We start from the raw sequence: 26048 nt of genomic DNA on the forward strand, positions 1-26048 counted from the left end.
GCCTTGCCTCAGCCCTCTAGATTGTCGGCGACGAAGCGGTCGAGCACGCGCACGCCGTAGCCGGTCGCGCCCTTGCCCCAGGTCGCGCCGTCCTTCTCCGACCAGACCATGCCAGCGATGTCGAGGTGCGCCCATTTCACGCCCTCGTCGACGAAGCGCTTGATGAACTGCGCCGCGGTGATCGAACCGCCGCCGCGCGGGCCGACGTTCTTCATGTCGGCGATCGCAGAGTCGATCAGCTTGTCGTAGCCGTCCGCCAGCGGGAAGCGCCACAACAGGTCGCCGCTCGCACGCCCCGCCGCCAGGATCTGCTCGGCGAGCGCATCGTCGTTCGCAAACAACCCGCCCATCTCATTGCCCAGGCTGACGATCATCGCGCCGGTGAGCGTGGCGAGATCGATGATCTGCGCCGGCTTGTGCTCGCGCTGAACCCAGGTAATTGCGTCGCATAGGACCAGCCGACCTTCGGCGTCGGTGTTGATGACCTCGACCGTCTGCCCCGACATCGTGGTGACGACGTCGCCGGGGCGCTGCGCGTTACCGTCGGGCATGTTCTCGACCAGGCCCATCACGCCGATGATGTTGGCCTTGGCCTTGCGTGCAGCGAGGCTGAGCATCGCGCCCGCGACTGCGCCGGCACCGCCCATGTCCCACTTCATGTCCTCCATGCCCGCGGCGGGCTTGATCGAGATGCCCCCGGTGTCGAACGTCACGCCCTTGCCGACCAGCGCAGTCAGCGGCGCGTCGGCCGCGCCACCGTTCCACTTGAGCGCGAGGATACGCGCCTCGCGCCGCGAACCCTGGCTGACACCGAGGAGCGCACCCATGCCGAGTTCGCGCATCTGCGGCTCGTCCAGCACGGTGACGTCGAGCCCAAGCCCATCGACCGCCGCGGTCACGCGCTCGACGAAGCTTTCGGGGTAGAGGATGTTCGGCGGCAGCGCCGCGAGCGTCCGCGCGAGCCCCAAGCCGCGCGTCACCGCGTCGCGGCCGTGCCACGCGGCTTCGACGTCATTCGCGTCGCTGACGACCACCAGCTCTTCGAACGTCGGCTTCTGCTTGGCCGTCAGACGCGTGCGATATTCGTCGAAGCGCCAGCTGCGCTGCGACGCGCCGGCGGCGAACCTGGCGGCGCTCGCCGCATCGACGCCCGACAAATCGGCGACGACAGTCGGCGCGCCCGCCGTGAGCAGCTTCGCTGCAAGTGCGCCGCCCGCGCGCTCATATGCGGCATCGTCCCCGCTGCCGACACCCAGCAGCACGACACGCTGCGTTCCCTGCGCCGCCGGCAGGAACACCTCTGCGCTCGTCCCCAGCTCGCCCTCGAAACGCTGCCCCGACAAGGCGCCCGTGACGAGCGCCTGATGCTCGGCGGCCAGCCCGGCGGGCTCCGCGCCTTTGCGCACCGCGAGCGCGAGCACCGCGGCGTCGGTCGGGCGAGTGGCGGCGAACGTGATCTTCATGGTCAACCTATTCCCTCATTCTCTGACGTGCCTGATAGGCACGTGCGCGCGCGCTGGCAAAGCGTTGCAGCAACGCGCGGGCGATGCGATAGGGCGCATGTGCAGCGCCGTGCTCTTCCGGCCGCTGGCGAGTGATAGCCATACGGGAGCAACGTGACGCGTTCTGATTTCCTCGCCGGGTGCGTGCTGCCGATGGCTGCCCTGTGCGCCGCGGCGTCCGTCCCGGCCGCCGCGCAGTCGCTGGCCGATCGTGCGCCGACGCCCGATCCCGCGCTGAGCATTCCCGCCGACACCGCGCAGACCCCGCCCCCGACGGGTGACGACCAAGTGCAGTTCAGCTCGTCGTCGCTCGAATACGATTACAATGCCGACATCGTCACCGCTCTCGGCGACGTGCGCATGACGCGCAGCGGTGAGAAGCTGCGTGCCGAGAAGGTGGTGTGGAACCGCAAGACCGGTCGCGTCGTCGCGAACGGCAACGTCGCGGTCACCCACCCGCAGGGCGACGTGGCTTACGGCGATTCGATCGAGCTGACCGACACGTTGAAGGACGGCGTGATCGACAATTTGCTGGTCGTGCTGGAGCGCGGCGGCCGTCTCGCCGCGGTGGACGGCCGCCGCGACGAGAACGGCACCTATTTCCTCAACCGCGCCGCCTACTCGCCCTGCCCGGTCACCGACGCGAGCAATTGTCCCAAGGAGCCGACGTGGAAGATCACAGCGGTCCGCGTCACCTATCGCCCCGATAACGACCGCGTCTATTTCGAGGGCGCGCGCTTCAACCTGTTCGGGCTCGCCAGCCCGCGCCTGCCGCGTTTCTCCACCAGCACAGCCGATTCGAACAGCACCGGGTTACTAACGCCGGGCCTCGGCATCGATCGGCTGAACGGTGGCGAGCTGACGCTCCCGTTCAACATCGCGCTCAACCAGAACCGCTCGCTGGTGATCGCGCCGCACATCTTCACGAACGTCGTGCCGCTGTTGGAGGCACGCTACCGCGAGGTGAATACGCTTGGCGCCTTCTCGATCGCCGGTTACGCGACATCGGGACGGCGCAGCGAGGATTTGTCGGCGGGCTTCACCACCGCGACCGAGCGGGCGTTTCGCGGCTATCTCGATGGAACGATGCGGTTCCAGTTCACGCCCGAGTGGAGCCTGTCGGGCTCCCTGCGCTTGTCGACCGATCGCACCTTCACGCGGCGCTACGACATTTCCGACGACGATCGCCTGCGCAGCACCTTCGCGCTCGAGCATATCGACGCCAACAGTTATTTCGCGGTGAGCGGCTGGGCGACGCAAACGCTGCGCGTCGGTGATCGCCAGTCGATGCAGCCAGTCGCGCTGCCCGAGATCGATTATCGCCGCCGCGTGCAGGACGTGGCGGGCGGCGTGCTGTCGCTCCAGGCGAACACCCTCGCGATCGGGCGCAAGGCCGGACAGGACACGCAGCGCGCCTTCGCCAGCGCGGAATGGAACCTGCGCCGCCTGACCAACTGGGGCCAAGAGGTCACGCTGACTGCCTTCGCGCGCGGCGACGCCTACAACACCAGCGACACCGCCGCGACCGCGGTGGCGAGCTACCGCGGGCTCAACGGTTTCCAGACGCGCGCGATCGGCGCGGCGGCGATCGACATCAAATGGCCCTTCATCGGCGAACTGTTCGGCGGGACGCAGCGCTGGACCCCGCGGGTGCAGATCGTCGCCTCGCCGCATGTCGCCAACCTGCGGGTGCCCAACGAGGACGCGCGCGCGGTCGATCTGGCGGACTCGAACCTGTTCGCGCTCAATCGCTTTCCCGGATACGACCGCTGGGAAGACTCGTCGCGCGTCACTTATGGTGGCGAATGGGCGTTCGATCGTCCGGGCCTGTCGATCGACACGACAATCGGCCAGAGCTACCGACTCGACTCGCGTCCCACGATCCTGCCGGTCGGTACCGGACTGTCGGACAGCTTTTCCGACATCGTCGGTCGAACCAACGTGCGCCTGCGCGACCTGATCACCTTCACGCACCGTTACCGGCTCGACAAGGATAATCTCGACGTGCGTCGCAACGAGATCGACGCAACCGTGGGCTCGTACACGACCTACGCGACGGTCGGTTATCTGCGCCTCAACCGCGACATCGATCCCGCCGTCGGATTGCAGGACCGCGAGGAGGTCCGCTTCGCCGGACGCGCTGCCTTTGCGCGTTTCTGGTCGGTGTTCGGCTCGGCGGTGGTCGACCTGACCGACCGCGAGGAAGACGTGCTGTCGTCGAGCGACGGGTTCGACCCGATCCGCCACCGGCTGGGTGTTGCCTACGAGGACGATTGCCTGGAGCTCGGACTAACCTGGCGACGCGATTACCGCACCACCGGCGACGTGCGCGCGGGCAACAGCTACCTGTTGACGCTGGCGTTGAAGGGGCTCGGACGCTAAGCCGAGGTTCAGCAAGGTCGGGGCAGGACTTCGACGTGGCCGATCGCGGCTGGAACAGGAATTCGAGACGCTTGTGATGACGAAGACGAAGGGCGCGCTGCTGACACGTCGTGCGATGGCATCGCTGCTAGGGCTGGCGATCACGACCGCTGCGGTCGCGCAGACGGTGGACGACCAATCGCTGCCCGACAACACCGGGCTCAACATTCCCGCCAATCTGCAGATCTTCGGCAAGGTCGATCCGAACATCCGCAAGGCGACGGCGATCGTCAACGAGACCGTTATCACCGGCACCGACGTCGATCAGCGCGTGGCGCTGATCGCGGCGGCGAACCAAGCCAAATTGACCAACGAGGATCGCGAGCGCCTGCGCCTGCAGGTCCTGCGGCAGTTGATCGACGAAACGCTGCAGATCCAGCAGGCGAAGACTGCCGACATCACCGTCTCCAAGGAGGAGATGGACCAGAGCCTCGCGCGTGTCGCCAAGCAGTTCAACAAGTCGCCGGCAGAGTTTGCCGCCTGGCTGCGTGACCAGGGCTCGTCCGATCGTTCGATGCGGCGGCAGATCGAGGGCGAACTCGCTTGGAACCGTTACCTGCGCAAGCGGGTCGAGCCGTTCGTCAACGTCGGCGACGAAGAGGTCAAGGCGATCATCGACCGCCTGCAAGCCGCCAAGGGCACCGAGGAATATCATCTCGCCGAGATTTACCTGAACGCGACGCCCGATCAGCAGACGCAGGTCGAGGCACAAGGTCGCCAGATCATCGGCGAAATTCAGAAGGCGCAGGCGCCGTTCAGCTATTTCGCGCGCAACTATTCGGCGGCGACGACGCGCGCAGTTGGCGGCGACCTGGGCTGGGTACGCGCGGCGCAGTTACCCGCAGAACTATCGCAGGCGAGCCAGCAGATGCAGGTCGGCCAGGTCGCCGGCCCGATCCCGGTGCCGGGCGGTTATTCAATCCTATACTTGGTCGACAAGCGACAGGTGCTGACCGCCGATCCGCGCGACGCTCGGCTCAGCTTGAAGCAGATGACAATCAAGTTCCCGGCGAACACCACGCAGGCACAGGCAAGCGCGCGCACCGCACAGTTCGCGACCGAAATCCGCAAGCTGCAAGGCTGCGGTTCGGTCGACAAGGTCGGGCAGACGTTGAACGCAGAGGTGGTTCAGAATGACACGGTGCGGATCCGCGACCTGCCGGGACCGCTGCAAGAGATTATGGCCAAGTTGCAGGTCGGCCAAGCATCGCCGCCGTTCGGTTCGCCGACGGAAGGCGTTCGCACGCTGGTGCTGTGCGGCCGCGACGATCCGGTCTCGGGACAGCTGCCGGGTGCCGAGCAGATCCAGAGCCAGTTGGAACAGCAACGCGTCAACCTGCGCGCGCAACAGGCGTTGCGCGACCTTCGTCGCGACGCGGTGATCGACTATCGCTGAGCCGGGCATGACCCCGATCGTCGTCTCGATGGGTGACCCGGCCGGAATCGGACCGGAAATCATCGCGAAGGCCTGGGCTGCTCGCGTCGAACATGACTTGCCCCCCTTCGTCGTGATCGGCGACCTTCGGGCGTTTGCGGCAGTGTGGCAGGGCCCAATTGTCGAGGCCACGACGCTCGGCCACGTGCCGGCGACCTTCGGTGACGCGTTGCCGGTAATGGCTGTCGATGCCGGCGGTACAGTGGTGCCCGGGCGGCCCGACATGGAGGGCGCGCGCAGTGCGCTGGAGGCGCTGGAAACCGCGACTGTGCTGGCACGCTCGGGTGCCGCCCGCGCGTTGGTGACGGCACCCGTCGGAAAGGCGCAGCTCTACCAAGTGGGGTTCACGCCACCGGGTCAGACCGAGTTCGTCGCTGATCGCTGCGGCGTGTCGCGCGACGATGCCGTGATGATGCTCGCAGGGCCATCGCTGCGCGTCGTGCCGATCACCACGCACGTGCCGCTCGCCGAGGTGCCACGTCTGCTGACGGTCGATCTGATCGTTGCCAAGGCGCGGGTGACCGCGCGCGAACTCCGCGACAGTTTTGGCATCGCGCATCCGCGACTCGCCTTTGCCGGGATCAATCCTCATGCTGGTGAGGGTGGTGCACTCGGTCGCGAGGAGATCGACGTGATCGAGCCTGCGATTGAGCAACTTCGTGCAGAAGGGATCGAGACAACGGGACCGGTCGCGGCCGACACGATGTTCCATCCGCGTGCGCGCGAACGCTACGATGCCGCGATGTGCGCTTACCACGATCAGGCGTTGGTGCCGCTCAAGACCCTGCATTTCGACGAAGGCGTCAACGTCACGCTCGGCCTACCGATCGTGCGCACCTCGCCCGATCACGGCACCGCCTTCGGTATCGCCGGACAGGATCAAGCGCATCCCGGTGCGATGATCGCGGCGATCCGAATGGCGGATACGCTGGCGTGCAACCGGCAGCAACGCGCCGCCGCTCGCCCGTGAGCAATCCAACCGTCGACCTGCCGCCGCTGCGCGAGGTGATCGCGCGCTTCGGGCTGAACGCGTCTAAGGCGTTGGGGCAAAATTTCCTGTTCGACGCGCAATTGCTCGGCCGCATTGCGCGTGTTCCGGGCGAGCTGGATGGGCAGGAGGTGCTGGAGATCGGTCCTGGCCCCGGTGGACTGACCCGCGCGCTCTTGGCGACCGGAGCACGGGTGACCGCCATCGAGCGCGACCGGCGCTGCATACCGGCGCTGGCCGAACTGGAAGCCGCCTACCCGGGCAAACTACGCGTGATCGAGGGCGACGCGACCGAGATCGATGCGCGGGCGCTGTTCGATGGCAAGCCGCACATCGTGTCCAACCTGCCGTATAACGTCGGCACGCCGTTGCTGGTCGGGTGGCTGTCGGCCGAGTGGGCGCCGTGGTGGCAGTCGTTGACGCTGATGTTCCAGCGCGAGGTCGCCGATCGGATTGTCGCGCCGGTGGCGAGCGATGCCTACGGGCGGTTGGCGGTATTGTCCCAGTGGCGCAACCGGGCCAAGCTGGCGATGCCGGTGCATCGTTCCGCCTTTACCCCGCCGCCCAAGGTGATGTCGGCGGTGGTGCACATCACCCCGGCGGACGAGCCCGCGGGTGTGCGGCTCGACGTGCTAGAGCGAGTCACCGCGGCTGCGTTCGGGCAACGTCGCAAAATGCTGCGCCAGAGTCTGCGCGGCGTGCCGGGCGCGCTGGAGGCGCTGGAGGCCGAGGGGATAGATCCGACGCGCCGTGCGGAAACGGTGTCGGTGCCCGAGTTCGTCGCGGTCGCCCGGCGATTGAGCTAGGCGCCCAAGCCTCCGCCCGTTCAGTCCTTCGCGATGGTGGGATTGACGCTGACCTGCGCGGTGGTGACCGGGGGACCTTTGGCGATACGCGTCGCGAGCGCAGTCGCCTGCGGGCATTGGCCCTTGCAGAGCGTGCGGACGCGCGCGAGGTTCTGCTTGGCGCGTTCCACCGCACCCTTGGCGACCATCGCCTCGCCCTGCCCGCTGAGCGCGTCGACGTCGTTGGGTTCGAGCAGCAGCGCCTCGCGGTACAGGCGGATCGCCTTGCCGGGCAGCCCGCGCGCTTCCGACACGTCGGCGAGAACGACGAATGCCTGACGGTTACGCGGGTCGACCGCCAGCGCGGTTTCGAGCAGGTCCGTCGCGCCGTCGAGGTTGCCCGCGGCACGTGCCGCCTGCGCCTGCTTGACCAAGGCGACGCTACGCGGGTCGAGTTGATCGTCGGGGCGCTGCCCGTGCAGCGAGGTCGAGATCGAGGCCGCAGCCAGCCCGAGCGCGACGGCCAGGGAAGTAAAACGCATGATCGGCTCCAGCTTCGGCACGATGACAGCGGGTTAGCATGGTGCCCGAAGGCGTGCGACAAAAAAGCCGTCGCTGTTGTCGTGCGCCGGGGTCAGCCGAACGCCCAAGCCGTGGAGCCGGCCGAGCGGCAGCGACACCGCCTCTGCATGCCAGCGGGGATGCGCGGCGAGAAAGGCGTCGACTTGGTTCCTCCCCTCGGCATCGAGCAACGAGCAGACGATGTACACCAAGGCACCGCCCGGCTTCACCAGCGGCGCGCCGAGCGCGAGCACGTGGCGCTGTGTGGCGACGAAGCGGTCGATCCGCGCCGGGCTGAGCCGCCAGCGCGCCTCGGGGTTGCGGCGCCACGTGCCGGTGCCCGAACACGGTGCGTCGATCAGCACCACGTCGGCGGCGGCGCGGAGCGGCAGAAGCGCGTCGGCTTCGCGACCGGCGTCGAGCAGCAACGGTTCGATGATCGTCGCACCCGCCGCCGTCGCGCGCGGTTCGAGGCGACGCAGGCGGGCGCGGTCGATGTCGGCGGCGACGATCCGGCCGTCGTTCGCCATCGCGGCGGCGAGCGCGAGGCTCTTGCCCCCTGCCCCCGCGCACAGGTCGACCACGGTCATGCCGGGCTGCGCCGCGGCAGCGAGCGTCACCGCCTGGCTGCCGGCATCCTGCACCTCCAGTCGGCCAGCGAATGGCGCGAGGTCGGTGCCGGCGGGCAAGCGTAGCGCGTCAGGCAGCCCGACGATCGGTTGTGGCTCGCGCAACTCGGGCGCGATGGCATCGGCCGTGGCAAGCAACGTGTTGACGCGCACGTCGAGCGGCGCGCGCCCGGTTAGCGCGCCTTGTTCCTCGGCAGAGAGACCAGAGGCCGACAGCCGCTCCATCAACCAGGCCGGTGCGATGCCCGGCGTGGCGGTATCCTCGTTCGCCGCGATCGGCAGTGGCGCGTGGGTAGAGCCGTCGAAAGTCGCGGCGATCGCCGGATCGGTCTTGGCGAGCGCGACCATTGCGTCACGGCCGTTCGCCGGCCGCTCGCCGAGGAGGCGGATCGCAGCATAAACCAGTTCGCGTACCGCGCGGCGGTCCTTCGAGCCGGCGTAGCGGCGCTGCGCGAAATAACGCGCGATCAGCGTGTCGGCGGCGGCGCCGTTATCGGCGGCGGCGGCGACGATCGCGTCGAGCAGGTCGATCGCGGCCTGGGTACGGGCGGCGGGGGTCATGGTTGCGGCTCGTACGGGCGGTGGGCGGCCCGGTGCAAGTCGGCACGCGGAGAGAGCGGCAACCGGGTGACTGCCGCGTCCGCGGCGCGGAAGGTCATGCGAAGGTCACACCAACGCGAGCTGCCATCGACGTGGGCGGAACTGATCTTGCGGCGAAAGGTCATGCTAAGATCACGCCAAGGCGTAACGCAGCCGTGACGACCAACCCCTGCCTGAGCGTGGAAGGTCATGCGAAGGTCACGCCAATGCAGGCCGCGATCAGCGTGCCGGCGGTGGAAGGTCACGCTAAGGTCACTCCAAGACGCGACGCGATCGCGGAGACGAATACGTGCTTGCCCGCGGAAGGTCACACGAAGGTCACGCCAAGGCGCGCCGTGCCAACGCTTGACAGGACGAGCTGATGACGAGCCGTTCGCGCGGTTGAGCGTGTCGCGTTCACCACTTACCCGAACGCCTGCACACGCGCGCAGAAAAGGTGAGCGCTCGCGAACGAGGCTAGGGGCACGCAGCCTGACGTTACGCGCGCGTAGACCAGGCCAAGTCGACGATACCTCGCCAGCATCACGCAGTTCGGCTGATCCGGGTTCGGGTGCGCGCACGGGGCCACGATGGCACGGTGCGGGTGCGTAGGACAGTGCCTTACCGCGTCGGGTAATTGGGTGCCTCGCGCGTGATCGTAACGTCGTGGACGTGGCTTTCCTTCAGTCCCGCGCCGGTGATGCGGACGAAGTTGGCGCGCTCCTGTAGATCGCGGATCGTCGCGGCACCGGTGTAGCCCATCGCCGCCTTGATGCCGCCGACGAGCTGATGGATGACGTCGCGTGCCGGCCCCTTGTAGGGCACCTGTCCCTCGATTCCCTCGGGCACGAGCTTGAGCTGATCGCGCACCTCGCCTTGGAAATAGCGGTCGGCCGAGCCGCGACCCATCGCCCCGACGCTTCCCATGCCGCGGTAGGATTTGTACGCACGTCCCTGATAGAGAAAGGTTTCTCCCGGTGCTTCCTCGGTCCCGGCGAGCAGCGAGCCGACCATGCAGGTCGCGGCACCCGCCGCCAGCGCCTTGGCGAGATCACCCGAGGTGCGAAGCCCACCGTCGGCGATGACGGGGACGCCGAGCTTCTCACCGGCTTCCGCGCAGTCCATCACCGCGGTCAGCTGCGGCACGCCGACGCCGGCGACGACGCGGGTGGTGCAGATCGAGCCCGGGCCGATGCCGACCTTGATCCCGTCCGCGCCCGCCTCGATCAGCGCGCGCGTCGCCTCGGCGGTGGCGACGTTGCCGGCGATGACCTGGACCGAGTTGGACAGTTTCTTCACGCGCTCGACCGCACGCGCGACGTCACGGTTGTGGCCGTGCGCGGTATCGATGACGACGAGGTCGCACTCGGCGTCGACCAGCGCCTCGGTCCGCGCGAAGCCCTTGTCGCCGACCGTGGTCGCGGCGGCGACGCGCAGGCGGCCGGCAGCGTCCTTGGTCGCGTCTGGGTAGGTGACCGCCTTTTCGATGTCCTTGACCGTAATAAGCCCGACGCAGCGATAGGCATCGTCGACGACAAGCAGCTTTTCGATCCGGCGCTGATGAAGCAGGCGGCGTGCCTCCTCCTGCTCCACGCCCGCCGACACGGTAGCGAGATTGTCGCGCGTCATCAGCTCGGCGACGGGCTGCTTCGGGTTCTCGGCAAAGCGGACGTCGCGGTTGGTCAGAATGCCGACGAGCTTGCCGTCGGCTTCCACCACCGGAATGCCGCTGATCCGGTTCGCGGCCATCAGTGCCTGCGCGTCGGCGAGCGTCGCTTGCGGGGTGATGGTAATCGGGTTGACGACCATGCCGCTCTCGAACCGCTTCACCGCGCGAACCGCGGCGACCTGTTCCTCGACGGTCAGATTGCGGTGGAGCACACCCATGCCGCCCAACTGCGCCATGACGATCGCCATGTCGGCCTCGGTCACCGTGTCCATCGCGGAGGACAGGACGGGAATGTTGAGCGCAATGTCGCGCGTCACGCGGGTGCGGGTGTCGGCGTCAGTCGGCAGCACCTCGGATGCGCCCGGCACGAGCAGCACGTCGTCGAAGGTGAGCCCGAGGCGGATGTCCATGAGAGCGCCGAATCCAGTCGAGGGAAGGAGTGGCGGGCCATGTAACCGCGTTCGTCCGGTTTCGCTAGGTCCGGGCTGACGGGGGCGCTATGATCGGGTGATACACTGCTCAAGGGTTGGGGGGAGATGGACATGCTGACGACGATTGCCGCGCTGCTGCTCGTGCTGGTGCTGTTCTACCTGATGAGCAGCATCAAGATCGTGCGCCAGGGTTACCAATATACGATCGAGCATTTCGGGCGCTACACCACCACCGCCTCGCCCGGGTTCAACTTCTACCCCGCCTTCTTCTACCGTGTCGGCCGCAAGGTGAACATGATGGAGCAGGTGATCGACATTCCGGGGCAGGAGATCATCACCAAGGACAATGCAATCGTCTCGACCGATGGCGTGGTGTTCTTCCAGGTGCTCGACGCGCCCAAGGCGGCGTATGAGGTGTCGGACCTGTACGTCGCGTTGTTGCAGCTGACGACGACTAACCTGCGGACCGTAATGGGGTCGATGGACCTCGACGAGACGCTGTCCAAGCGCGACGAGATCAACGCGCGGCTGCTGTCGGTGGTCGATCACGCGACGGTGCCGTGGGGCGTCAAGATCACGCGCGTAGAGATCAAGGACATCCGCCCGCCCGCCGATATCGTCTCCGCGATGGGACGGCAGATGAAGGCCGAGCGCGAGAAGCGCGCCAACATCCTGGAAGCGGAGGGCAGCCGCGCGTCCGAAATCCTGCGTGCCGAGGGGCAGAAGCAGGCGCGCATCCTGGAGGCCGAGGGGCGGCGCGAATCGGCTTACCGTGACGCGGAGGCCCGCGAGCGTGCCGCCGAGGCCGAGGCGCGCGCGACGCAGGTCGTGTCGGAGGCGATCGAGAGCGGGGGCACGCAGTCGCTCAACTATTTCATTGCGCAGAAATATGTCGAGGCGGTGGGCAAGTTCGCGACCAGCCCCAATGCCAAGACGATCCTGTTCCCGGTCGAGGCGACGCAGTTGATCGGAACGCTGGGCGGGATCGGCGAGTTGGCGCGCGATGCGCTGTCGCCGCAGAACCCGACTGGGGCGAAGAAGGACAAGCCGGCGCGTGACGCGACCGCCAGCGTGCCGCGGATCGGTGGGGGCGTAGCGAGCGAGGAATGAGCTGGGGTGACCTGACCGGCGCGGGCGCGTGGCTGATCGCGGCGTTGCTGCTCGGGATCGCCGAGCTGGTGGTGCCGGGCGTTTTCCTCGTCTTCGTTGCGGTGGCGGCTGCGATCGTCGGCGTGGCATTGCTCGCGCTGCCCGATTTGCCGCTGGCGGCGCAGATCGGGGCCTTCGCGGTGTGGAGCGCGGTCGCGGTGCTGGTCGGGCGGCGCTGGTACCGCGACTATCCGGTCGAGGGCGACGCGGCGCGGTTGAACGATCCCGCGGCACGGCTGGTCGGCGCGGTGGTGACGGTGGAGCGCGCGATCGAGCATGGCTCGGGGCGCGTGACGCTTGGCGACGGCGCGTGGCCGGCGCGCGGGCCCGAGCTGGCGGCGGGCGCGCGGGCGCGGGTGGTGGCGGTCGACGCGGGCGTGCTGGTAGTGGAGCCGCTGGGCGATGTGATTAGCTCGTCACCCCGGACCTGATCCGGGGTCTCGCTTTTTAGCTCGGGCGGGCAGAAGAAGCGGGATCCCGGGTCAAGCCCGGGATGACGGGTTTAACCGGCCGCCGCCTCGATCCGCGCCAGCAGCGCGCCCTCGGTCACCTGCCCGCCCGCTTCGGCGTTGAGCTCGGCGACAATGCCGTCGAACGGCGCGACGAGGCTGTGCTCCATCTTCATAGCCTCCAGCGTCAGCAGCTTCTGCCCCTTGGTGACGCTCGCGCCCGCGGCGACCTCGACCGCGATGACGCGGCCGGGCATCGGCGACAGGATCGCGCCGTCGCCTGCCCCGCCCGCCGCCGCGCCGCTCGCGCGGAAGGGGGCGAGCGCCCAGGTCTGACCCCCTTCGCTAATGAGGACGCTGGTGGTGACCGCTTCCTCCGCCTCCTCTGCGTCCGTGAAGTCGATGTCGATCGCCTCACCGTCGAGCAGGAAGCGCGCGGCGCGACGTGGGGACGCGTTCAGGCGGAAGCCCGCGAGCGGCGCGGGGCCGGCGAGTTCGGCGGCGGCGGCGGTCAGCGCTTCCTCGCTCGGATAAGCGGGCGGCATCAGCGCGTCGCCCTCGCGCGCGATCAGCCCGGTGTCGACGCGGCCCCCGGCGAAGTCGGGATGGTCGAGCGCCTCGACCAGGAAGCCGGCGTTCGAGCGGACCGGCCATACCACCGCCTCGTCGAGCGCGTCGGCGAGCTGCTCGCGCGCGTCCTCGCGCGTTTCGCCGTGTGCGATCAGCTTGGCGATCATCGGATCGTAGAAAGGCGAGATGACGCTGTCCTGCTCGACGCCGGTGTCGACGCGCACGTCGTCGCCGAGATTGAACGCCTCCAGCGTGCCGATCGACGGGAGGAAGCCCTTAGCCGGGTCCTCGGCGTAGAGCCGCGCCTCGATCGCGTGGCCGGTGATGGTGAGCTCGTCCTGGGTGCACGGCAGCGGCTCGCCGCTCGCGACGCGAAGCTGCCACTCGACCAGGTCCTGCCCGGTGATCGCCTCGGTCACCGGATGCTCGACCTGGAGGCGGGTGTTCATTTCCATGAACCAGATGCGGTCGGCGCGTAGGCCTTCGCTCGCATCCGCGATGAACTCGATCGTGCCCGCGCCGACGTAGTCGACCGCCTGCGCTGCCTTGACCGCGGCGGCGCAGACCGCGGCGCGGGTGGCCTCGTCCATGCCGGGTGCGGGCGCTTCCTCGATGACCTTCTGATGGCGGCGCTGGAGCGAGCAGTCGCGCTCGAACAGGTGGACGACGTGGCCGTGGCGGTCGCCGAACACCTGCACCTCGATGTGGCGCGGGCTCTGGATGTATTTCTCGATCAGCACGCGGTCGTCGCCGAACGAGGACGCCGCCTCGCGCTGGCACGATTGCAGCGCGTCGGCGAAGGCGGCGGCGTCACCCACCTGCCGCATCCCCTTGCCGCCGCCGCCCGCGACCGCCTTGATGAGCACGGGATAGCCGATCGCGTCCGCTTCGGCGCGCAGCCGCCCAGGCGACTGATCGGCGCCGAGATAGCCGGGGGTGACGGGCACGCCGGCTGCGATCATCCGCTCCTTGGCAGCGTCCTTCAGCCCCATGGCGCGGATGCTGTCGGGGTTGGGGCCGACCCAGATCAGGCCGGCGTCGAGCACGGCTGCTGCGAAGTCGGCGTTCTCCGAGAGGAAGCCGTAGCCGGGGTGGATCGCCTCTGCACCCGTTTCGCGCGCGGCAGCGATGATGCGGTCGCCGACGAGGTAGCTCTCGCGCGCCGGTGACGCGCCGATGTGGACCGCTTCGTCGGCCATGCGCACGTGGAGCGCGTCGGCGTCGGCGTCGGAATAGACCGCGACGGTGCGAATGCCGAGGGCGCGCGCCGTGCGGATGATGCGGCAGGCGATCTCGCCGCGGTTGGCGATGAGGAGCGATTGGATCATGTTCTTACCTCAAAGCGGGGCGTGGACCCAGTCTTGTCGTCATGCTGAACTTGTTTCAGCATCCATGATTCGGCTGGGCGACTGCGGGAGAAGTGGTGAAGCAACCGTGCGTGTATCTGCTCGCGAGCCGGCGAATGGGGACGATCTACATCGGCGTGACCGCCGACCTGATCGCGCGGTTGGGGCAGCACCGTGGCGGGCAGAGTGAATTCACGGCGCGATACGGCGTGACCAGCCTCGTGCGCTACGAGCTGTTCGCCGACATGCCAAGTGCGATTGCGCGGGAAAAGCAACTCAAGCGCTGGCACCGCGAGTGGAAGATTGGATTGATCGAGCGAGACAATCCCGAGTGGATTGATCTGGCGGTGACGTTGAGGTTTCCGTTTGTGCGTGATCGTGTGGGGCGAGATGGGTCCTGAAACAAGTTCAGGACGACGGTCGGGCGAGGTGGTGTGTCCTCTGCCAGTGACCGCCTGAGGCACGACGAGCCCTAACATGAGTTTGAGACGACGATGAGGCGAGTTAGTGCGCCTTCCATCTTTTGCCGCTTTAAGCGACATGGATCCTGAAACGAGTTCAGGATGACGGGAATGTACGGTGTACATTCCCGTCACATCCGGAACACGCCGAAGCGGGGGCGATCCTCGATCGGTGCGTTGACGCAGGCGGTCAGCGCGAGGCCGAGCACGTCGCGGGTCTGCGCGGGGTCGATGACGCCGTCGTCCCACAAACGGGCGGTCGCGTAATAGGGATTGCCCTCATCCTCGTACTTCTGCCGGACTGGTACCTTGAACGCCTCCGCCTGTTCGGGCGTCCAGCTTTCGGCGTCGCGGTGGACGGTGGCGAGGACGCTTGCGGCCTGTTCGCCGCCCATCACGCTGATGCGGCTGTTGGGCCAGGAGAACAGGAAGCGGGGTGAGTAGGCACGGCCGCACATGCCGTAGTTTCCGGCGCCGAAGCTGCCGCCGATCAGGATCGTGATCTTGGGCACGCTGGCGGTCGCGACTGCGGTGACGAGCTTCGCGCCGTGCTTGGCGATGCCTTCCGCCTCGTAGCGCCCGCCGACCATGAAGCCTGAGATGTTCTGGAGAAACAACAGCGGCACGCGGCGCTGGCAGGCGAGTTCGATGAAGTGCGCGCCCTTTTGCGCCGAATCGCTGAACAGCACGCCGTTGTTGGCGAGGATTGCGACCGGCAGCCCATGGATATGCGCGAAGCCGCAGACGAGGCTGGTGCCGTAGAGCGCCTTGAACTCGTGGAACTCGCTGGCGTCGACCAGCCGCGCGATCACCTCGTGCACGTCGTAGGGCGCACGTACGTCCTGCGGTACGATGCCGTAGAGGTCGTCGGCGGGGAACATCGGCTCGCGCGGCTCGGCGAGGTTGATCGTCGGCGCGGGCGGTGGCGGCAGCGTCGATACGATGTCGCGCACTATGGTAAGCGCGTGATCGTCGTTCTCGGCGACGTGATCGACCACCCCGGAGCGGCGGCCGTGCGTTTCCGCGCCGCCCAGTTCCTCGGCCGAGATGACCTCGCCCGTCGCCGCCTTCACCAGCGGCGGGCCGGCGAGGAAGATCGTGCCCTGATTGCGGACGATCACCGTCTCGTCACTCATTGCGGGCACATAGGCGCCGCCCGCGGTGCAGCTGCCCATCACGCAGGCGATCTGCGGGATCTGCAACGCCGACATGTTCGCTTGGTTGAAGAAGATGCGGCCGAAATGCTCGCGGTCGGGGAAGACCTCGGCCTGGTGCGGCAGGTTGGCGCCGCCCGAATCGACGAGGTAAATGCAGGGCAGCCGGTTCTCGCTCGCGATCTCCTGCGCGCGCAGGTGTTTCTTGACGGTCAGCGGGTAATAGGTGCCGCCCTTCACGGTCGCGTCGTTGCACACGATCATGACCTGCCGCCCTGAGACGGTGCCGATGCCGCAGATCAGCCCGGCGCCGGGCACCTGATCGTCGTAGAGGCCGTTGGCTGCGAGCTGTCCGATTTCGAGGAACGCGGTGCCGGGATCGAGCAGCCGCTCGACGCGGTCGCGCGGGAGGAGCTTTCCACGCGACGTATGACGATCGCGCGCGCGCTGGTCGCCGCCGAGCGCGGCCTGGGCCACGCGGTCTCGCAGTTCCTCGGCGAGCGCGCAATTGTGCTGCGCATTGGCCGCGAAACTCGCGTCGCCTTGCGACAATCCGGTGTTCAGGCGCGGAGCGCTCATTGCGTCTTTCCTAATCCACGATAAGCGGCGTTCATGCCGACGCTCTTCCTGCTCGTCACGTCCAACGTGTTCATGACCACTGCCTGGTATTGGCACCTGAAGGGCGGGATGGACAAACCCCTGCCGCTGGTCATCGCGATCAGTTGGGGGATCGCGCTGTTCGAATATTGCCTGGCAGTGCCCGCCAACCGCATCGGATATGCGGCGGGCTGGAGTGCCGGGCAGCTCAAGGTCACGCAGGAGGCGATCGCGCTCATCGTGTTCGGCGTGTTCATGGTCGCGGTGCTCAAGGAGCCGCTCCACTGGCGCCATGCCGCCGCGTTCGCCTGCCTGATGGGTGCGGTGGCGTTCATGTTCTCGGGCAAGTGACGCCGCCTAACCTGCCCGTGCCGTGCGGGGTCACTGCGCGACGGGCGGGTTGTGGCCGATCAGCTCGCGCCCGATCAGCATGCGGCGGATCTCATTAGTGCCAGCACCAATGTCGAGCAGCTTGGCGTCGCGCAGGAAACGCTCGACCGGCCAATCCTTGGTATAGCCGGCACCGCCCAGCGCCTGCACCGCCTCGCCCGCGACCTTGAACGCGCTCTCGCTGGCGAGCAGGATCGCGCCCGCTGCGTCGAAGCGCGTCGTCTTGCCCGCGTCGCACGCCTGCGCCACCGCGTAGACGTAGGCGCGCGCGGAGTTGAGCGCGACGTACATGTCGGCGATCTTCGCCTGCATCAACTGGAACGCGCCGATCGGCTGGCCGAACTGCTGTCGCTCGCGCACGTAAGGCAGCACGACGTCGAGGCACGCCTGCATCACGCCCAACTGGATGCCCGCGAGCACGGTGCGCTCGTAATCGAGCCCGCTCATCAAGACACCGACGCCGCCGTTCACCGGCCCCATCACGTTCTCCTCGGGCACCTCGCAGTCGGTGAAGACGAGTTCAGCGGTGGGCGAGCCGCGCATGCCCATCTTGTCGATCTTCTGCCCGATCGCGAAGCCCGGCATGTCCTTCTCGATCAGAAAGGTCGTGATGCCGCGACTACCCTCGCCGGTCTTGGCATAGACGACGAGCGTGTCGGCGTAGGGTGCGTTGGTAATCCAGAATTTGGTGCCGTTGAGCACGTAGCCGCCCTGCACCTTTTCCGCGCGCAGCTTCATCGAGACGACGTCGGAACCGGCGTTCGCCTCCGACATGGCGAGGCTGCCGACGTGTTCGCCGCTGATGAGCTTAGGCAGGTATTTCGCCTTCTGCTCCGGGTTGGCCCAGCGGCGGATCTGGTTGACGCACAGGTTGGAGTGCGCGCCGTAGCTGAGACCGATCGAGGCGGACGCGCGCGCGACTTCCTCTTGCGCGACGACATGTTCGAGGTAACCGAGGCCGAGGCCGCCGTCTTCCTCGTCGACGGTGATGCCGTGGAGGCCGAGCTCGCCCATCGCGGGCCACAGCTCATCGCGCGGGAACCAGTCGTCGGCGTCGATCTTCGCAGCCAATGGCGCGATCTTGTCGGTCGCGAACCGGCGGGTGGTGTCGCGGATCATCTCGGCATTGTCGCCGAGCGCGAAGTCCATTTCTGCCACGGGTCTCTCCTTTGCGGAACGTGTACCAGTCGCGGGGACAGTGCGCAAAATTGAAGTTTCGCGCAGCACATCATAGAGATCGTCTATGATCGACCGTTACCATCTGCGCTATTTCCTGGCGGTGATCGACCGCGGCAATTTCTCGCGCGCGGCGGAGGCTTGCAACGTGTCGCAGCCGACCTTGTCGGTCGGGATCGCCAAGCTGGAGAAGACGCTCGGCCAGACGCTGTTCCGGCGCAGCAACCGACGGGTCGAGCTGACGCACGCGGGCACGTTGCTGGCCGAGCAGGCGCGGCGGATCGAAGCGGGGTTCCTGGCGGCCGAGCGTGTGGTTGCGGGCAGCGCGGCGGCGGAGACGATCCGGCTGGGCGTGCTCGGCTCGATCGCGCCTGGCTGGATCGAGCGGGTGCTGCGCGCGCATCGTGTCGCGGGTGGCGAGCGGCTGGAGTTGTACGAGGGGCGCGAGCGCGAGTTGAGCGATCGGCTGGCGAGCGGCCGGATCGACGTGGCGCTGACGATCGTGCGGGCGGGTGCGGGTGCACACGACGTCGTAGCCGAGGAGGGCTACGCGATGGCGCTCCCTACCTTTCACCCGCTCGCAGCGCGCGCGAGCGTGGCGGCGGAGGAACTGGCGAGCGAGGCAATGATCGTGCGGCGGCATTGCGAGGCGTTGGCCGACACCAGCCGGCACTTTACGGCACGCGGGGTGCGCCCTTTCTTTTCCGCGCGGACCGCGAGCGACGAGCGCGCATTGCGCTACGTGCGCGAAGGGCTGGGCGTGACGTTGGTGCCGCAGAGTTTCGCGGGCGACGGCGTGGTCTGTCCGCGGCTCGACGGGTTCGACCTGACGCGAACACTGGGGCTGGCCTACGCGCCGCACCTCGATGCCGCAGCGCTGCGCGGAAGCGCGCTGGTTCGCGCCGTCGAGGGCCTGGGTTAGTCGCCTGGCTGAGTGCGCCCGACCGTTGCGTGGTGGCGCAGCACCGCCATGAACTGTTCCTGCAGCGCGGTCGGGTACCAGTCGCGCCGCGTAATCGCGCCGATCGTGCGCATCGTGTCGGGAACGCACGACTGGATCGTGACAAGCGAGCCCGACTCGATCTCGGCGCTGACCTGATCGGGGGATAGAAGCGTGAGGAAGTCGCTGCGCACCAGCACGCCGCGGATAAGCGCGACCGAGCCGCACTGGATCGGCGCATCGGGGCGCGGCTTGTCGGCGTGGTCGAACATCTGCTGCCAGCGGTCGAGCAGCCCGGAGGCGCGGCGCGCGACGATCCAGGGATAGGCAGCAAGGTCCTCGAACCCGGCCTCTCCAACCGCCAGCGGATGTTCGGCGCGGCCGATGATCGTCAGGCGGTCGGTGAACAATGGCTCCTGGAGCAGCTCGCGCCCGGGATGGTCGCGCAGTGCGCCGATCAGCATGTCGATGCGACCCGACCGCAGCAGTTCGACCAGTTCGAGGTACGATCCCTCCACCACGTCGACGCGCGCGGCGGGGTGATCGCGCAGCAAATCGGCGAGCGTGGCGGGCAGCAGCAGCGAGCGCGACAGCGCCATCGCGCCGATCGCGAGGCGACCGCCCTTCCCGCTCGATTCCTCCAACGCGGTGGTGAGTTCGGCGTGCGCGAGGTTGAACCCTTGGGCGAGGGTTGCGCCCGCGCGGGTCAGGCCGACGCCGCGGCCGCGGCGCTCGACCAGGGCAGTGCCGCTCAATTGCTCCAGATCGCGAACCGCGCGGTGGAGCGCGGGTACCGACACGCCCGCGCTCTCGGCCGCGCGCATGAAACTGCCGGCTTCGGCAAGGTTGATGAGGCCGCGGACGTGCGCGGTGGTGAGGTAATTGTGCGGGTCGCCCTTCTGCGGCGTCGCGCTTGATCGGCGGAATGCGCGCGAGATGCGGGTCAGCGCGTGGTCGACGCGGCGGACGATGCGCCGCCCCGCCGCGGTCGGCGACACGCCCGACGCAGTGCGGTCGAACAAGGCGACGCCGAACGCGGCCTCCAGCTTGGCGAGCGCCTGGCTGAGCGCGGGCTGCGACACGCCCGATGTGCGCGCCGCGTGGCTGAGGCTGCCGGCCTGCGCGATGCCGAGCAGCAGGCGCAGGTGACGCAGGTTGAGGTCGTGCGCGGCTGTCATCGTTGTCCTTTAACGCAGGCTTATACCATTCCGGTATTCAGATTTGAACAAGGGTCCACTCCAGCTTTAACGTTGCACAATATTGCCCGTGAATGGGCGGAGAGGGATACGATCCATGCTGATGCAACCCGCCGTCGCGACGACGAGCAACTCGGGCACCCCGCCGACCAGCCACCGCGCGCTGATCGAGTGGGTCGAGCAGATCGCGACGCACACGCAGCCCGACGCCATTCACTGGTGCGACGGGTCGCAGGCAGAGTGGGACGCCCTGTCCGAGCAATTGGTGCAGGCGGGCACGCTGGTGCGGTTGAACCCAGAGTTGCGCCCCGACAGCTTCTACGCGCGCTCCGATCCGCGTGACGTGGCGCGGGTCGAGAGCCGCACCTTTATCTGCTCGGACGCGGAGGGCGATGCCGGTCCCACCAACAATTGGGTCGAGCCGGCGGAGATGCGCGGCAAGTTGGATGGGCTGTTCGCGGGGTCGATGCGCGGGCGGACGATGTACGTCGTGCCTTATTGCATGGGTCCGATTGGGTCGGACAAGAGCGCGATCGGCGTCGAGTTGACCGATAGTGCCTATGTCGTTCTTTCCATGCGGATTATGACCCGCATCGGCACGCCCGCGCTGGAGATGCTGGGCGAGGACGGCTTCTTCGTCCGCTGCGTCCACACAGTTGGGATGCCGCTCGCCGAGGGTCAGGCGGACGTGGCGTGGCCGTGCAACGAGGAGAAGTGGATCGTCCACTTTCCCGAGACGCGCGAGATCTGGTCCTACGGCTCGGGCTATGGCGGCAACGCTTTGCTCGGCAAGAAATGCTTCGCGCTCAGGATCGCCAGCGTGATGGCGCGCGACGAGGGTTGGCTGGCCGAGCACATGCTGATCCTCAAGCTGACCAACCCGGCCGGTAAGGCACATTACGTTGCCGCCGCCTTCCCCAGCGCGTGCGGCAAGACCAACCTGGCGATGCTCGAGCCGACGGTACTGGGCTGGAAGGCCGAGACGGTGGGCGACGATATCGCCTGGATGCGGTTCGGCAAGGACGGGCGGCTGTACGCGATCAACCCGGAAGCGGGCTTCTTCGGCGTGGCGCCGGGCACGGGCCCTGCCACCAACAAGAACGCGATCGACACGCTGTCGGGCACGTGCATCTTCACCAACACCGCGCTGACTGCCGACGGCGACGTGTGGTGGGAGGGCCTGTCGGAAACGCCGCCCGAGGGGCTGACCGACTGGACCGGCGAGCCGTACGATCCCGCGAGCGGCAAGCCCGCGGCGCACCCCAACGCCCGCTTCACCGCGCCCGCCGCGCAATGCCCGTCGATCGCCGACGAGTGGCAGTCGCCCGAAGGCGTGCCGATCAGCGCGTTCCTGTTCGGTGGCCGCCGCGCGAGCGCGGTGCCGCTGGCGGTCGAGGCGTTCGACTGGGAGCACGGCGTGTACATGGCCGCCAACATCGCGTCCGAGGGTACGGCGGCGGCCGAGGGCAAGGTGGGTGCGCTGCGCCGCGATCCCTTTGCGATGCTGCCGTTCTGCGGCTACAACATGGGCGATTACTTCAACCATTGGGTGAAGATCGGCGCCAAGGCACAGTCGGACGCCGCGGTCCTGCCGCGCATCTTCATGGTCAACTGGTTCCGCAAGGATGAGAACGGCAAGTTCGTCTGGCCAGGCTTCGGCGAGAATTCGCGCGTGCTGAAGTGGATCGTCGAGCGGATCGAGGGCGAGGCGGACGCGGTCGAGACGCCGATCGGTTATCTGCCGACGGCCGACGCGCTCGACGTGGCGGCGCTCGATCTGTCGCCGAGCGCGGTCGAGACATTGCTGTTGGTCGACGCGGTCACGTGGAGCGAGGAAGCCGCGCGCAATCGCACCTTCCTGGAAGAGTTCGGCGCGCCGATCCCGCCCGCGCTGATGCGGCAGCAGCAGGCGCTGGAGGAGCGGCTGGCGACTGCCTGACCGGTCATGGCTCCCGGCGGCTTCGCGGCCGCCGTCGATGCGGCGTCCGCGCGGAACTCCCCCGCGCGGGCGCCGCTGGCGTTTGGCCATGGGTAGACGGCTCACGCTCGCGGCGACGTTATCAGCGGCGGAAGCAGAAGAAGCGGGATCCGGGGTCAAACTCGGGATGACGAGATTGCTTCAATGAGTTGAAGCCGGCTCTGGCGATATCAGCTACCGCACTCGTCCTAACTCTGAGCCGAGCTTCCGCTTCTCTTCGCTAGACGATAGCTTAAACCGGCCGATCGATGGAGGCGGGCGGCTCGCTGAACCATTTTGGCCCGGTCTCGGTCATGTGGAAGCAATCCTCAAGCCGGACCCCGAACTTGCCCGGCAGGTAGAGGCCGGGCTCGTCGGAGAAGCACATGCCGGGGGCGAGCGGGGTGGCCTCGCCGCGGACGAGGTTTACCGGCTCGTGCCCTTCCATGCCAATCCCGTGCCCGGTGCGGTGCGACAGGCCGGGCAGACGATAGCCGGGGCCATAGCCGAGCGACTCATAGTAGCGGCGTACCGCATCGTCGACGCTGCCCGCGGGCGCGCCGAGCTTCGCCGCCGCGAAGGCCACCTGCTGCCCGCGCGCGACCTGATCCCAGACGCGGCGCACCTCTGCGCTGGCCGCGCCGACGACGAAGGTTCGGGACACGTCGGATTGGTAGCCCTGCACCGTGCAGCCGCAATCCATCAGCACCACGTCGCCGCGCGCGATCCGGCGCGGCGCGGTGCCGCCGTGAGGGAGTGCCGCATCAGGGCCGACCAGCGCCATCGAGAATTCGGGCGCGCCGCCGAGCTTGCGGGTTGCCGCGTCCATCAGCGCGCCGACATCGCGGCCGGTCATGCCGGGCTCGACGCGTGGGTGGAGCCAGCGATAAGCCGCGATCGTCACGTCAGTCGCGACTTGCATCAGCGCGATCTCGGCCGCCGACTTGACCATGCGGCACGCGCGTACGACCGGGTCGGCGCTGACCAGCCGCGCGTCCGGCAGCGCCGCGCGCAGGCGATCGGTCGCGAAGAAGCGGACGTTTGCCTCCACGCCAATCGGCTGTTTGGTGAGGCGGCGATCGCGCAGGAAGCCCGCCACGACCTTGAGCGGATCCTCATCCTCGTTCCACGTCCTGACCTCGGCTGGGACCGATAGGCTGAGGCGCACCGAGGGCTCCTCGAAAAACGGCGTGACGATGCACGGCTCGCCCTCCGCGGGCAGGATCGCGCAGGTGAGCCGCTCCGACAAATGCCAGCGCACGCCGGTGAAGTAGATCATCGACGCGCCGGGTTCGATCAGCACCGCGCCGACACCGTTCGCCTTCATCGACGCCTGCGCGCGTGACAGCCGGCGCGTGCGCTCGGCGGCGTCGATCGGCCTGGGGCCGCGTGTCATGTCCTGCAGCCCCGCGAGATCGGGCTCGGCCGCGCGCAGCACGTATGGCGCGAACGGCAGCGCGGTCGCGGCGGCGAGGACGTTGCGGCGGTTGAACGAGGTCGGCATAGGCGGCGAACGATAGGGTGCTTGACCGAGGCGCCGCAATCCCCTTCCCTGACGCACTCAAGCGGGAGCAATGATTTGGCCAAGCGGCTGACCTTGTACATCATGATCGGCCTCGTCGCGGGCCTGGTCGTCGGGCTGGCGCTCAACGGCTGGCTGAACGACGGGACGCCCGCGGCACAGGTACGGCTGACCGAGATCGCGGGTTACTTCTCGATCGTGACGGGGCTGTTCCTGCGCCTCATCAAGATGATCATCGCGCCGCTGGTGTTCGCGACGCTGGTGTCGGGGATAGCGCAGATGGGCGACACGAAGGCGCTCGGGCGGATCGGCGGGCGCGCGCTCGGCTGGTTCATCTGCGCGAGCCTAGTCTCGCTCGGGCTCGGGCTGATCCTGGTGAACGTGTTCCAGCCCGGCGTCGGCATCAACCTGCCGCTGCCCGCCGCGACCGCCGCCTCGGGCGTGGAGACGACGGGGTTCAACCTCAAGGATTTCGTCACGCACATCGTGCCCGCCTCGATGGTGGACGCAATGGCGAAGAACGAAATCCTGCAGATCGTCGTCATGTCGCTGTTCGTCGGCGTCGGCATCACCGCGGTCGGCGAGAAGGCCGCGCCGCTGATCCGCGGCATCGACGCGCTGGTCCACGTCATGTTGCAGGTGACGGATTACGTCATGCGCGTGGCGCCGATCGCGGTATTTGCCGCGGTCGCGGGGACGCTGACCGAGCGTGGCGCGGGGGTGATCGGGCAGCTCGCTTATTTCATGGGCAGCTTCTATCTGACGCTGCTGGTGCTGTGGGCGGTGCTGCTGGGCGTCGGCACCTTGTTCATCGGGCGGCGCATCCTCGACCTGATCCGCCACGTGCGCGAGCCGTTGCTGGTCGCCTTCTCGACCGCGTCGTCGGAGGCCGCTTATCCGCGCATGCTGGAGGCGCTCGATCGCTTCGGGGTGCCGCCGCGGATTGCGAGCTTCGTGCTGCCGCTCGGCTACTCGTTCAACCTCGACGGATCGATGATCTACATGGGGTTCGCGTCGCTGTTCGTCGCGCAGGCGTACGGGATCGACCTGTCGATCGGGCAGCAGATCACCATGCTGCTGGTGCTGATGGTAACGAGCAAGGGGATCGCCGGCGTGCCGCGCGCAAGCCTGGTGGTGATCGCGGCGACGATGCCGATGTTCAACATCCCCGAGGCGGGGCTGCTGCTCATCCTGGCGGTGGATCACTTCCTCGACATGGGCCGCACCGCGACCAACGTGATCGGCAACGCGGTCGCGAGCGCGGTGGTGGCGAAATGGGAGGGCGGGTTCGACGCGCCCGAGCCTGTCGCGATCAAGGCGCCGCGTGCGCCGAGCGGGCACGGCCCGGCCGATCCGGTCACCTCGTTTCGCGACGTATGATCGCGTAAGGTCGTTCTGCACTCGTTGCCCTTGCAAGCGCAGAAGCGGGGGGGCCGGATCAAGTCCGGGATGAGGGGGCTTGGGGATGTTTGAGAGTGCCTCTAGTTACGCGGGGGTTGTCGGCGATAGCTGAGCGCCTCCGCGACGTGGATGCGGCCGATCGTCGCTGCGCCAGCGAGATCGGCGATCGTGCGCGCGACGCGGAGCACGCGGGTGTAGCTGCGCGCGCTGAGGCGTAGCTGCGCCGCCGCTTGCGCGAGGAGCTGCCGGCCCGGCTCGTCGGGCGTGGCGAAGCGGTCGAGCGTGTCGCCGTCGAGTTCGGCATTGGTTCGGGCGCCGCTTCCCGCTAACCGATCGGTCTGCACCGTCCTTGCCGCGGCGACGCGCGCGGCGACCTCGGCCGAGCCCTCGCGCGGGGGCGGGAGCGTCAGGTCGGCGGCGGTGACCGCCTGCACCTCGACGTGCAGGTCGATGCGGTCGAGCAGCGGCCCCGATACCTTGGCTTGATAGTCCGCGGCGCATTTCGGCGCGCGCGCGCAGGCGAGGCTCGCGTCGCCCAGATGCCCGCACCGACACGGGTTCATCGCGGCGATCAGTTGCACGCGCGCCGGAAAGGTGACGTGCGCGTTGGCGCGCGCGACGCTGACGGTGCCGGTCTCGAGCGGCTGACGCAGCGAGTCGAGCTGTGGATCGGCGTGGAAAAAGGACCCCGGTAGCGGGGTGATCGGCGTCGAAAAGGGACCCCTCATCCCGGTGGTCTA

20 protein-coding genes and 1 pseudogene are annotated in these 26048 nt (G+C 67.9%); 11 read left to right on the forward strand and 10 right to left on the reverse strand.

Features of this window, described 5'->3' with window-relative positions:
- Positions 1-8: 8 nt before the first annotated feature.
- Positions 9-1463, reverse strand: a complete 1455-nt coding sequence (locus HRV97_RS05050; protein WP_174192523.1) for a leucyl aminopeptidase — start codon at positions 1461-1463, stop codon at positions 9-11.
- 192 nt (positions 1464-1655) lie between these two features.
- Here HRV97_RS05050 and HRV97_RS05055 point away from each other — a divergent pair, with 192 nt between their 5' ends.
- From HRV97_RS05055 to rsmA, 4 genes are all read left to right on the forward strand, one after another.
- Positions 1656-3884: an LPS-assembly protein LptD gene (locus HRV97_RS05055; RefSeq protein ID WP_174192774.1), complete on the forward strand. Its 2229-nt coding sequence runs from the start codon at positions 1656-1658 to the stop codon at positions 3882-3884.
- Between the two features lie 76 nt (positions 3885-3960).
- On the forward strand, positions 3961-5319 hold the full coding sequence (locus HRV97_RS05060; RefSeq protein ID WP_174192524.1) for a peptidylprolyl isomerase: 1359 nt from the start codon (positions 3961-3963) through the stop codon (positions 5317-5319).
- 7 nt (positions 5320-5326) lie between these two features.
- Positions 5327-6328 carry a 4-hydroxythreonine-4-phosphate dehydrogenase PdxA gene (pdxA, locus tag HRV97_RS05065; RefSeq protein ID WP_174192525.1) on the forward strand — a complete coding sequence of 334 codons (1002 nt, stop codon included), beginning with the start codon at positions 5327-5329 and terminating at the stop codon, positions 6326-6328.
- Positions 6325-7152: a 16S rRNA (adenine(1518)-N(6)/adenine(1519)-N(6))-dimethyltransferase RsmA gene (gene rsmA / locus HRV97_RS05070; protein WP_343044431.1), complete on the forward strand. Its 828-nt coding sequence runs from the start codon at positions 6325-6327 to the stop codon at positions 7150-7152. Before pdxA ends, rsmA begins: the two co-directional genes overlap by 4 nt.
- 20 nt (positions 7153-7172) lie before the next feature.
- Here the strand turns inward: rsmA and HRV97_RS05075 are convergent, their stop codons facing one another.
- From HRV97_RS05075 to guaB, 3 genes are all read right to left on the reverse strand, one after another.
- On the reverse strand, positions 7173-7673 hold the full coding sequence (locus HRV97_RS05075; protein WP_174192526.1) for a tetratricopeptide repeat protein: 501 nt from the start codon (positions 7671-7673) through the stop codon (positions 7173-7175).
- Positions 7674-7706: 33 nt separating this feature from the next.
- Positions 7707-8882: an RsmB/NOP family class I SAM-dependent RNA methyltransferase gene (locus HRV97_RS05080; protein WP_174192527.1), complete on the reverse strand. Its 1176-nt coding sequence runs from the start codon at positions 8880-8882 to the stop codon at positions 7707-7709.
- A gap of 639 nt (positions 8883-9521) precedes the next feature.
- Positions 9522-10979, reverse strand: a complete 1458-nt coding sequence (gene guaB / locus HRV97_RS05085; protein ID WP_174192528.1) for an IMP dehydrogenase — start codon at positions 10977-10979, stop codon at positions 9522-9524.
- A gap of 132 nt (positions 10980-11111) precedes the next feature.
- Between guaB and HRV97_RS05090 the strand changes: the two genes are divergently transcribed.
- Positions 11112-12110, forward strand: a complete 999-nt coding sequence (locus HRV97_RS05090; protein WP_174192529.1) for an SPFH domain-containing protein — start codon at positions 11112-11114, stop codon at positions 12108-12110.
- On the forward strand, positions 12107-12580 hold the full coding sequence (locus tag HRV97_RS05095) for an NfeD family protein (RefSeq protein WP_174192530.1): 474 nt from the start codon (positions 12107-12109) through the stop codon (positions 12578-12580). Before HRV97_RS05090 ends, HRV97_RS05095 begins: the two co-directional genes overlap by 4 nt.
- 71 nt (positions 12581-12651) lie before the next feature.
- On the opposite strand, the gene HRV97_RS05100 is transcribed toward HRV97_RS05095, so the two are convergent.
- Positions 12652-14496, reverse strand: coding sequence for an acetyl/propionyl/methylcrotonyl-CoA carboxylase subunit alpha (locus HRV97_RS05100; RefSeq protein ID WP_174192531.1), 1845 nt, complete (start codon positions 14494-14496; stop codon positions 12652-12654).
- A gap of 110 nt (positions 14497-14606) precedes the next feature.
- On the opposite strand from HRV97_RS05100, the gene HRV97_RS05105 reads away from it, so the two are divergent.
- Entirely contained in the window at positions 14607-14915 is a 309-nt protein-coding gene (locus HRV97_RS05105; protein WP_425505729.1) for a GIY-YIG nuclease family protein, read from the forward strand.
- A 191-nt stretch (positions 14916-15106) separates the two neighbouring features.
- Here HRV97_RS05105 and HRV97_RS05110 read toward each other — a convergent pair whose 3' ends face one another.
- Positions 15107-16708 carry a carboxyl transferase domain-containing protein gene (locus HRV97_RS05110; RefSeq protein ID WP_174192533.1) on the reverse strand — a complete coding sequence of 534 codons (1602 nt, stop codon included), beginning with the start codon at positions 16706-16708 and terminating at the stop codon, positions 15107-15109.
- A 33-nt stretch (positions 16709-16741) separates the two neighbouring features.
- Here HRV97_RS05110 and HRV97_RS05115 point away from each other — a divergent pair, with 33 nt between their 5' ends.
- On the forward strand, positions 16742-17077 hold the full coding sequence (locus tag HRV97_RS05115) for a DMT family protein (RefSeq protein WP_174192534.1): 336 nt from the start codon (positions 16742-16744) through the stop codon (positions 17075-17077).
- A 30-nt stretch (positions 17078-17107) separates the two neighbouring features.
- On the opposite strand, the gene HRV97_RS05120 is transcribed toward HRV97_RS05115, so the two are convergent.
- Positions 17108-18274 carry an acyl-CoA dehydrogenase family protein gene (locus HRV97_RS05120; protein ID WP_174192535.1) on the reverse strand — a complete coding sequence of 389 codons (1167 nt, stop codon included), beginning with the start codon at positions 18272-18274 and terminating at the stop codon, positions 17108-17110.
- An 85-nt stretch (positions 18275-18359) separates the two neighbouring features.
- Between HRV97_RS05120 and HRV97_RS05125 the strand changes: the two genes are divergently transcribed.
- Positions 18360-19214 carry a LysR family transcriptional regulator gene (locus HRV97_RS05125; RefSeq protein WP_174192536.1) on the forward strand — a complete coding sequence of 285 codons (855 nt, stop codon included), beginning with the start codon at positions 18360-18362 and terminating at the stop codon, positions 19212-19214.
- On the opposite strand, the gene HRV97_RS05130 is transcribed toward HRV97_RS05125, so the two are convergent.
- Positions 19211-20410 (reverse strand): LysR family transcriptional regulator, encoded by a 1200-nt coding sequence (locus HRV97_RS05130; RefSeq protein WP_174192537.1) that lies wholly within the window; start codon positions 20408-20410, stop codon positions 19211-19213. The two genes, HRV97_RS05125 and HRV97_RS05130, sit on opposite strands and share 4 nt — an antisense overlap.
- Before the next feature lie 115 nt (positions 20411-20525).
- Between HRV97_RS05130 and HRV97_RS05135 the strand changes: the two genes are divergently transcribed.
- Positions 20526-22367 carry a phosphoenolpyruvate carboxykinase (GTP) gene (locus tag HRV97_RS05135; RefSeq protein ID WP_174192538.1) on the forward strand — a complete coding sequence of 614 codons (1842 nt, stop codon included), beginning with the start codon at positions 20526-20528 and terminating at the stop codon, positions 22365-22367.
- Positions 22368-22638: 271 nt separating this feature from the next.
- Here the strand turns inward: HRV97_RS05135 and HRV97_RS05140 are convergent, their stop codons facing one another.
- Positions 22639-23889: a M24 family metallopeptidase gene (locus HRV97_RS05140; protein ID WP_174192539.1), complete on the reverse strand. Its 1251-nt coding sequence runs from the start codon at positions 23887-23889 to the stop codon at positions 22639-22641.
- A 75-nt stretch (positions 23890-23964) separates the two neighbouring features.
- Between HRV97_RS05140 and HRV97_RS05145 the strand changes: the two genes are divergently transcribed.
- Positions 23965-25287 (forward strand): dicarboxylate/amino acid:cation symporter, encoded by a 1323-nt coding sequence (locus HRV97_RS05145; RefSeq protein WP_174192540.1) that lies wholly within the window; start codon positions 23965-23967, stop codon positions 25285-25287.
- A 101-nt stretch (positions 25288-25388) separates the two neighbouring features.
- On the opposite strand, the pseudogene HRV97_RS05150 reads toward HRV97_RS05145, so the two are convergent.
- Positions 25389-25970, reverse strand: a pseudogene (locus HRV97_RS05150) (ATP-binding protein); the annotation flags it as partial.
- Between the last annotated feature and the right edge of the window lie 78 nt (positions 25971-26048).

This window comes from Sphingomonas hominis (assembly GCF_013328205.1).
GTDB lineage: Bacteria > Pseudomonadota > Alphaproteobacteria > Sphingomonadales > Sphingomonadaceae > Sphingomonas > Sphingomonas hominis.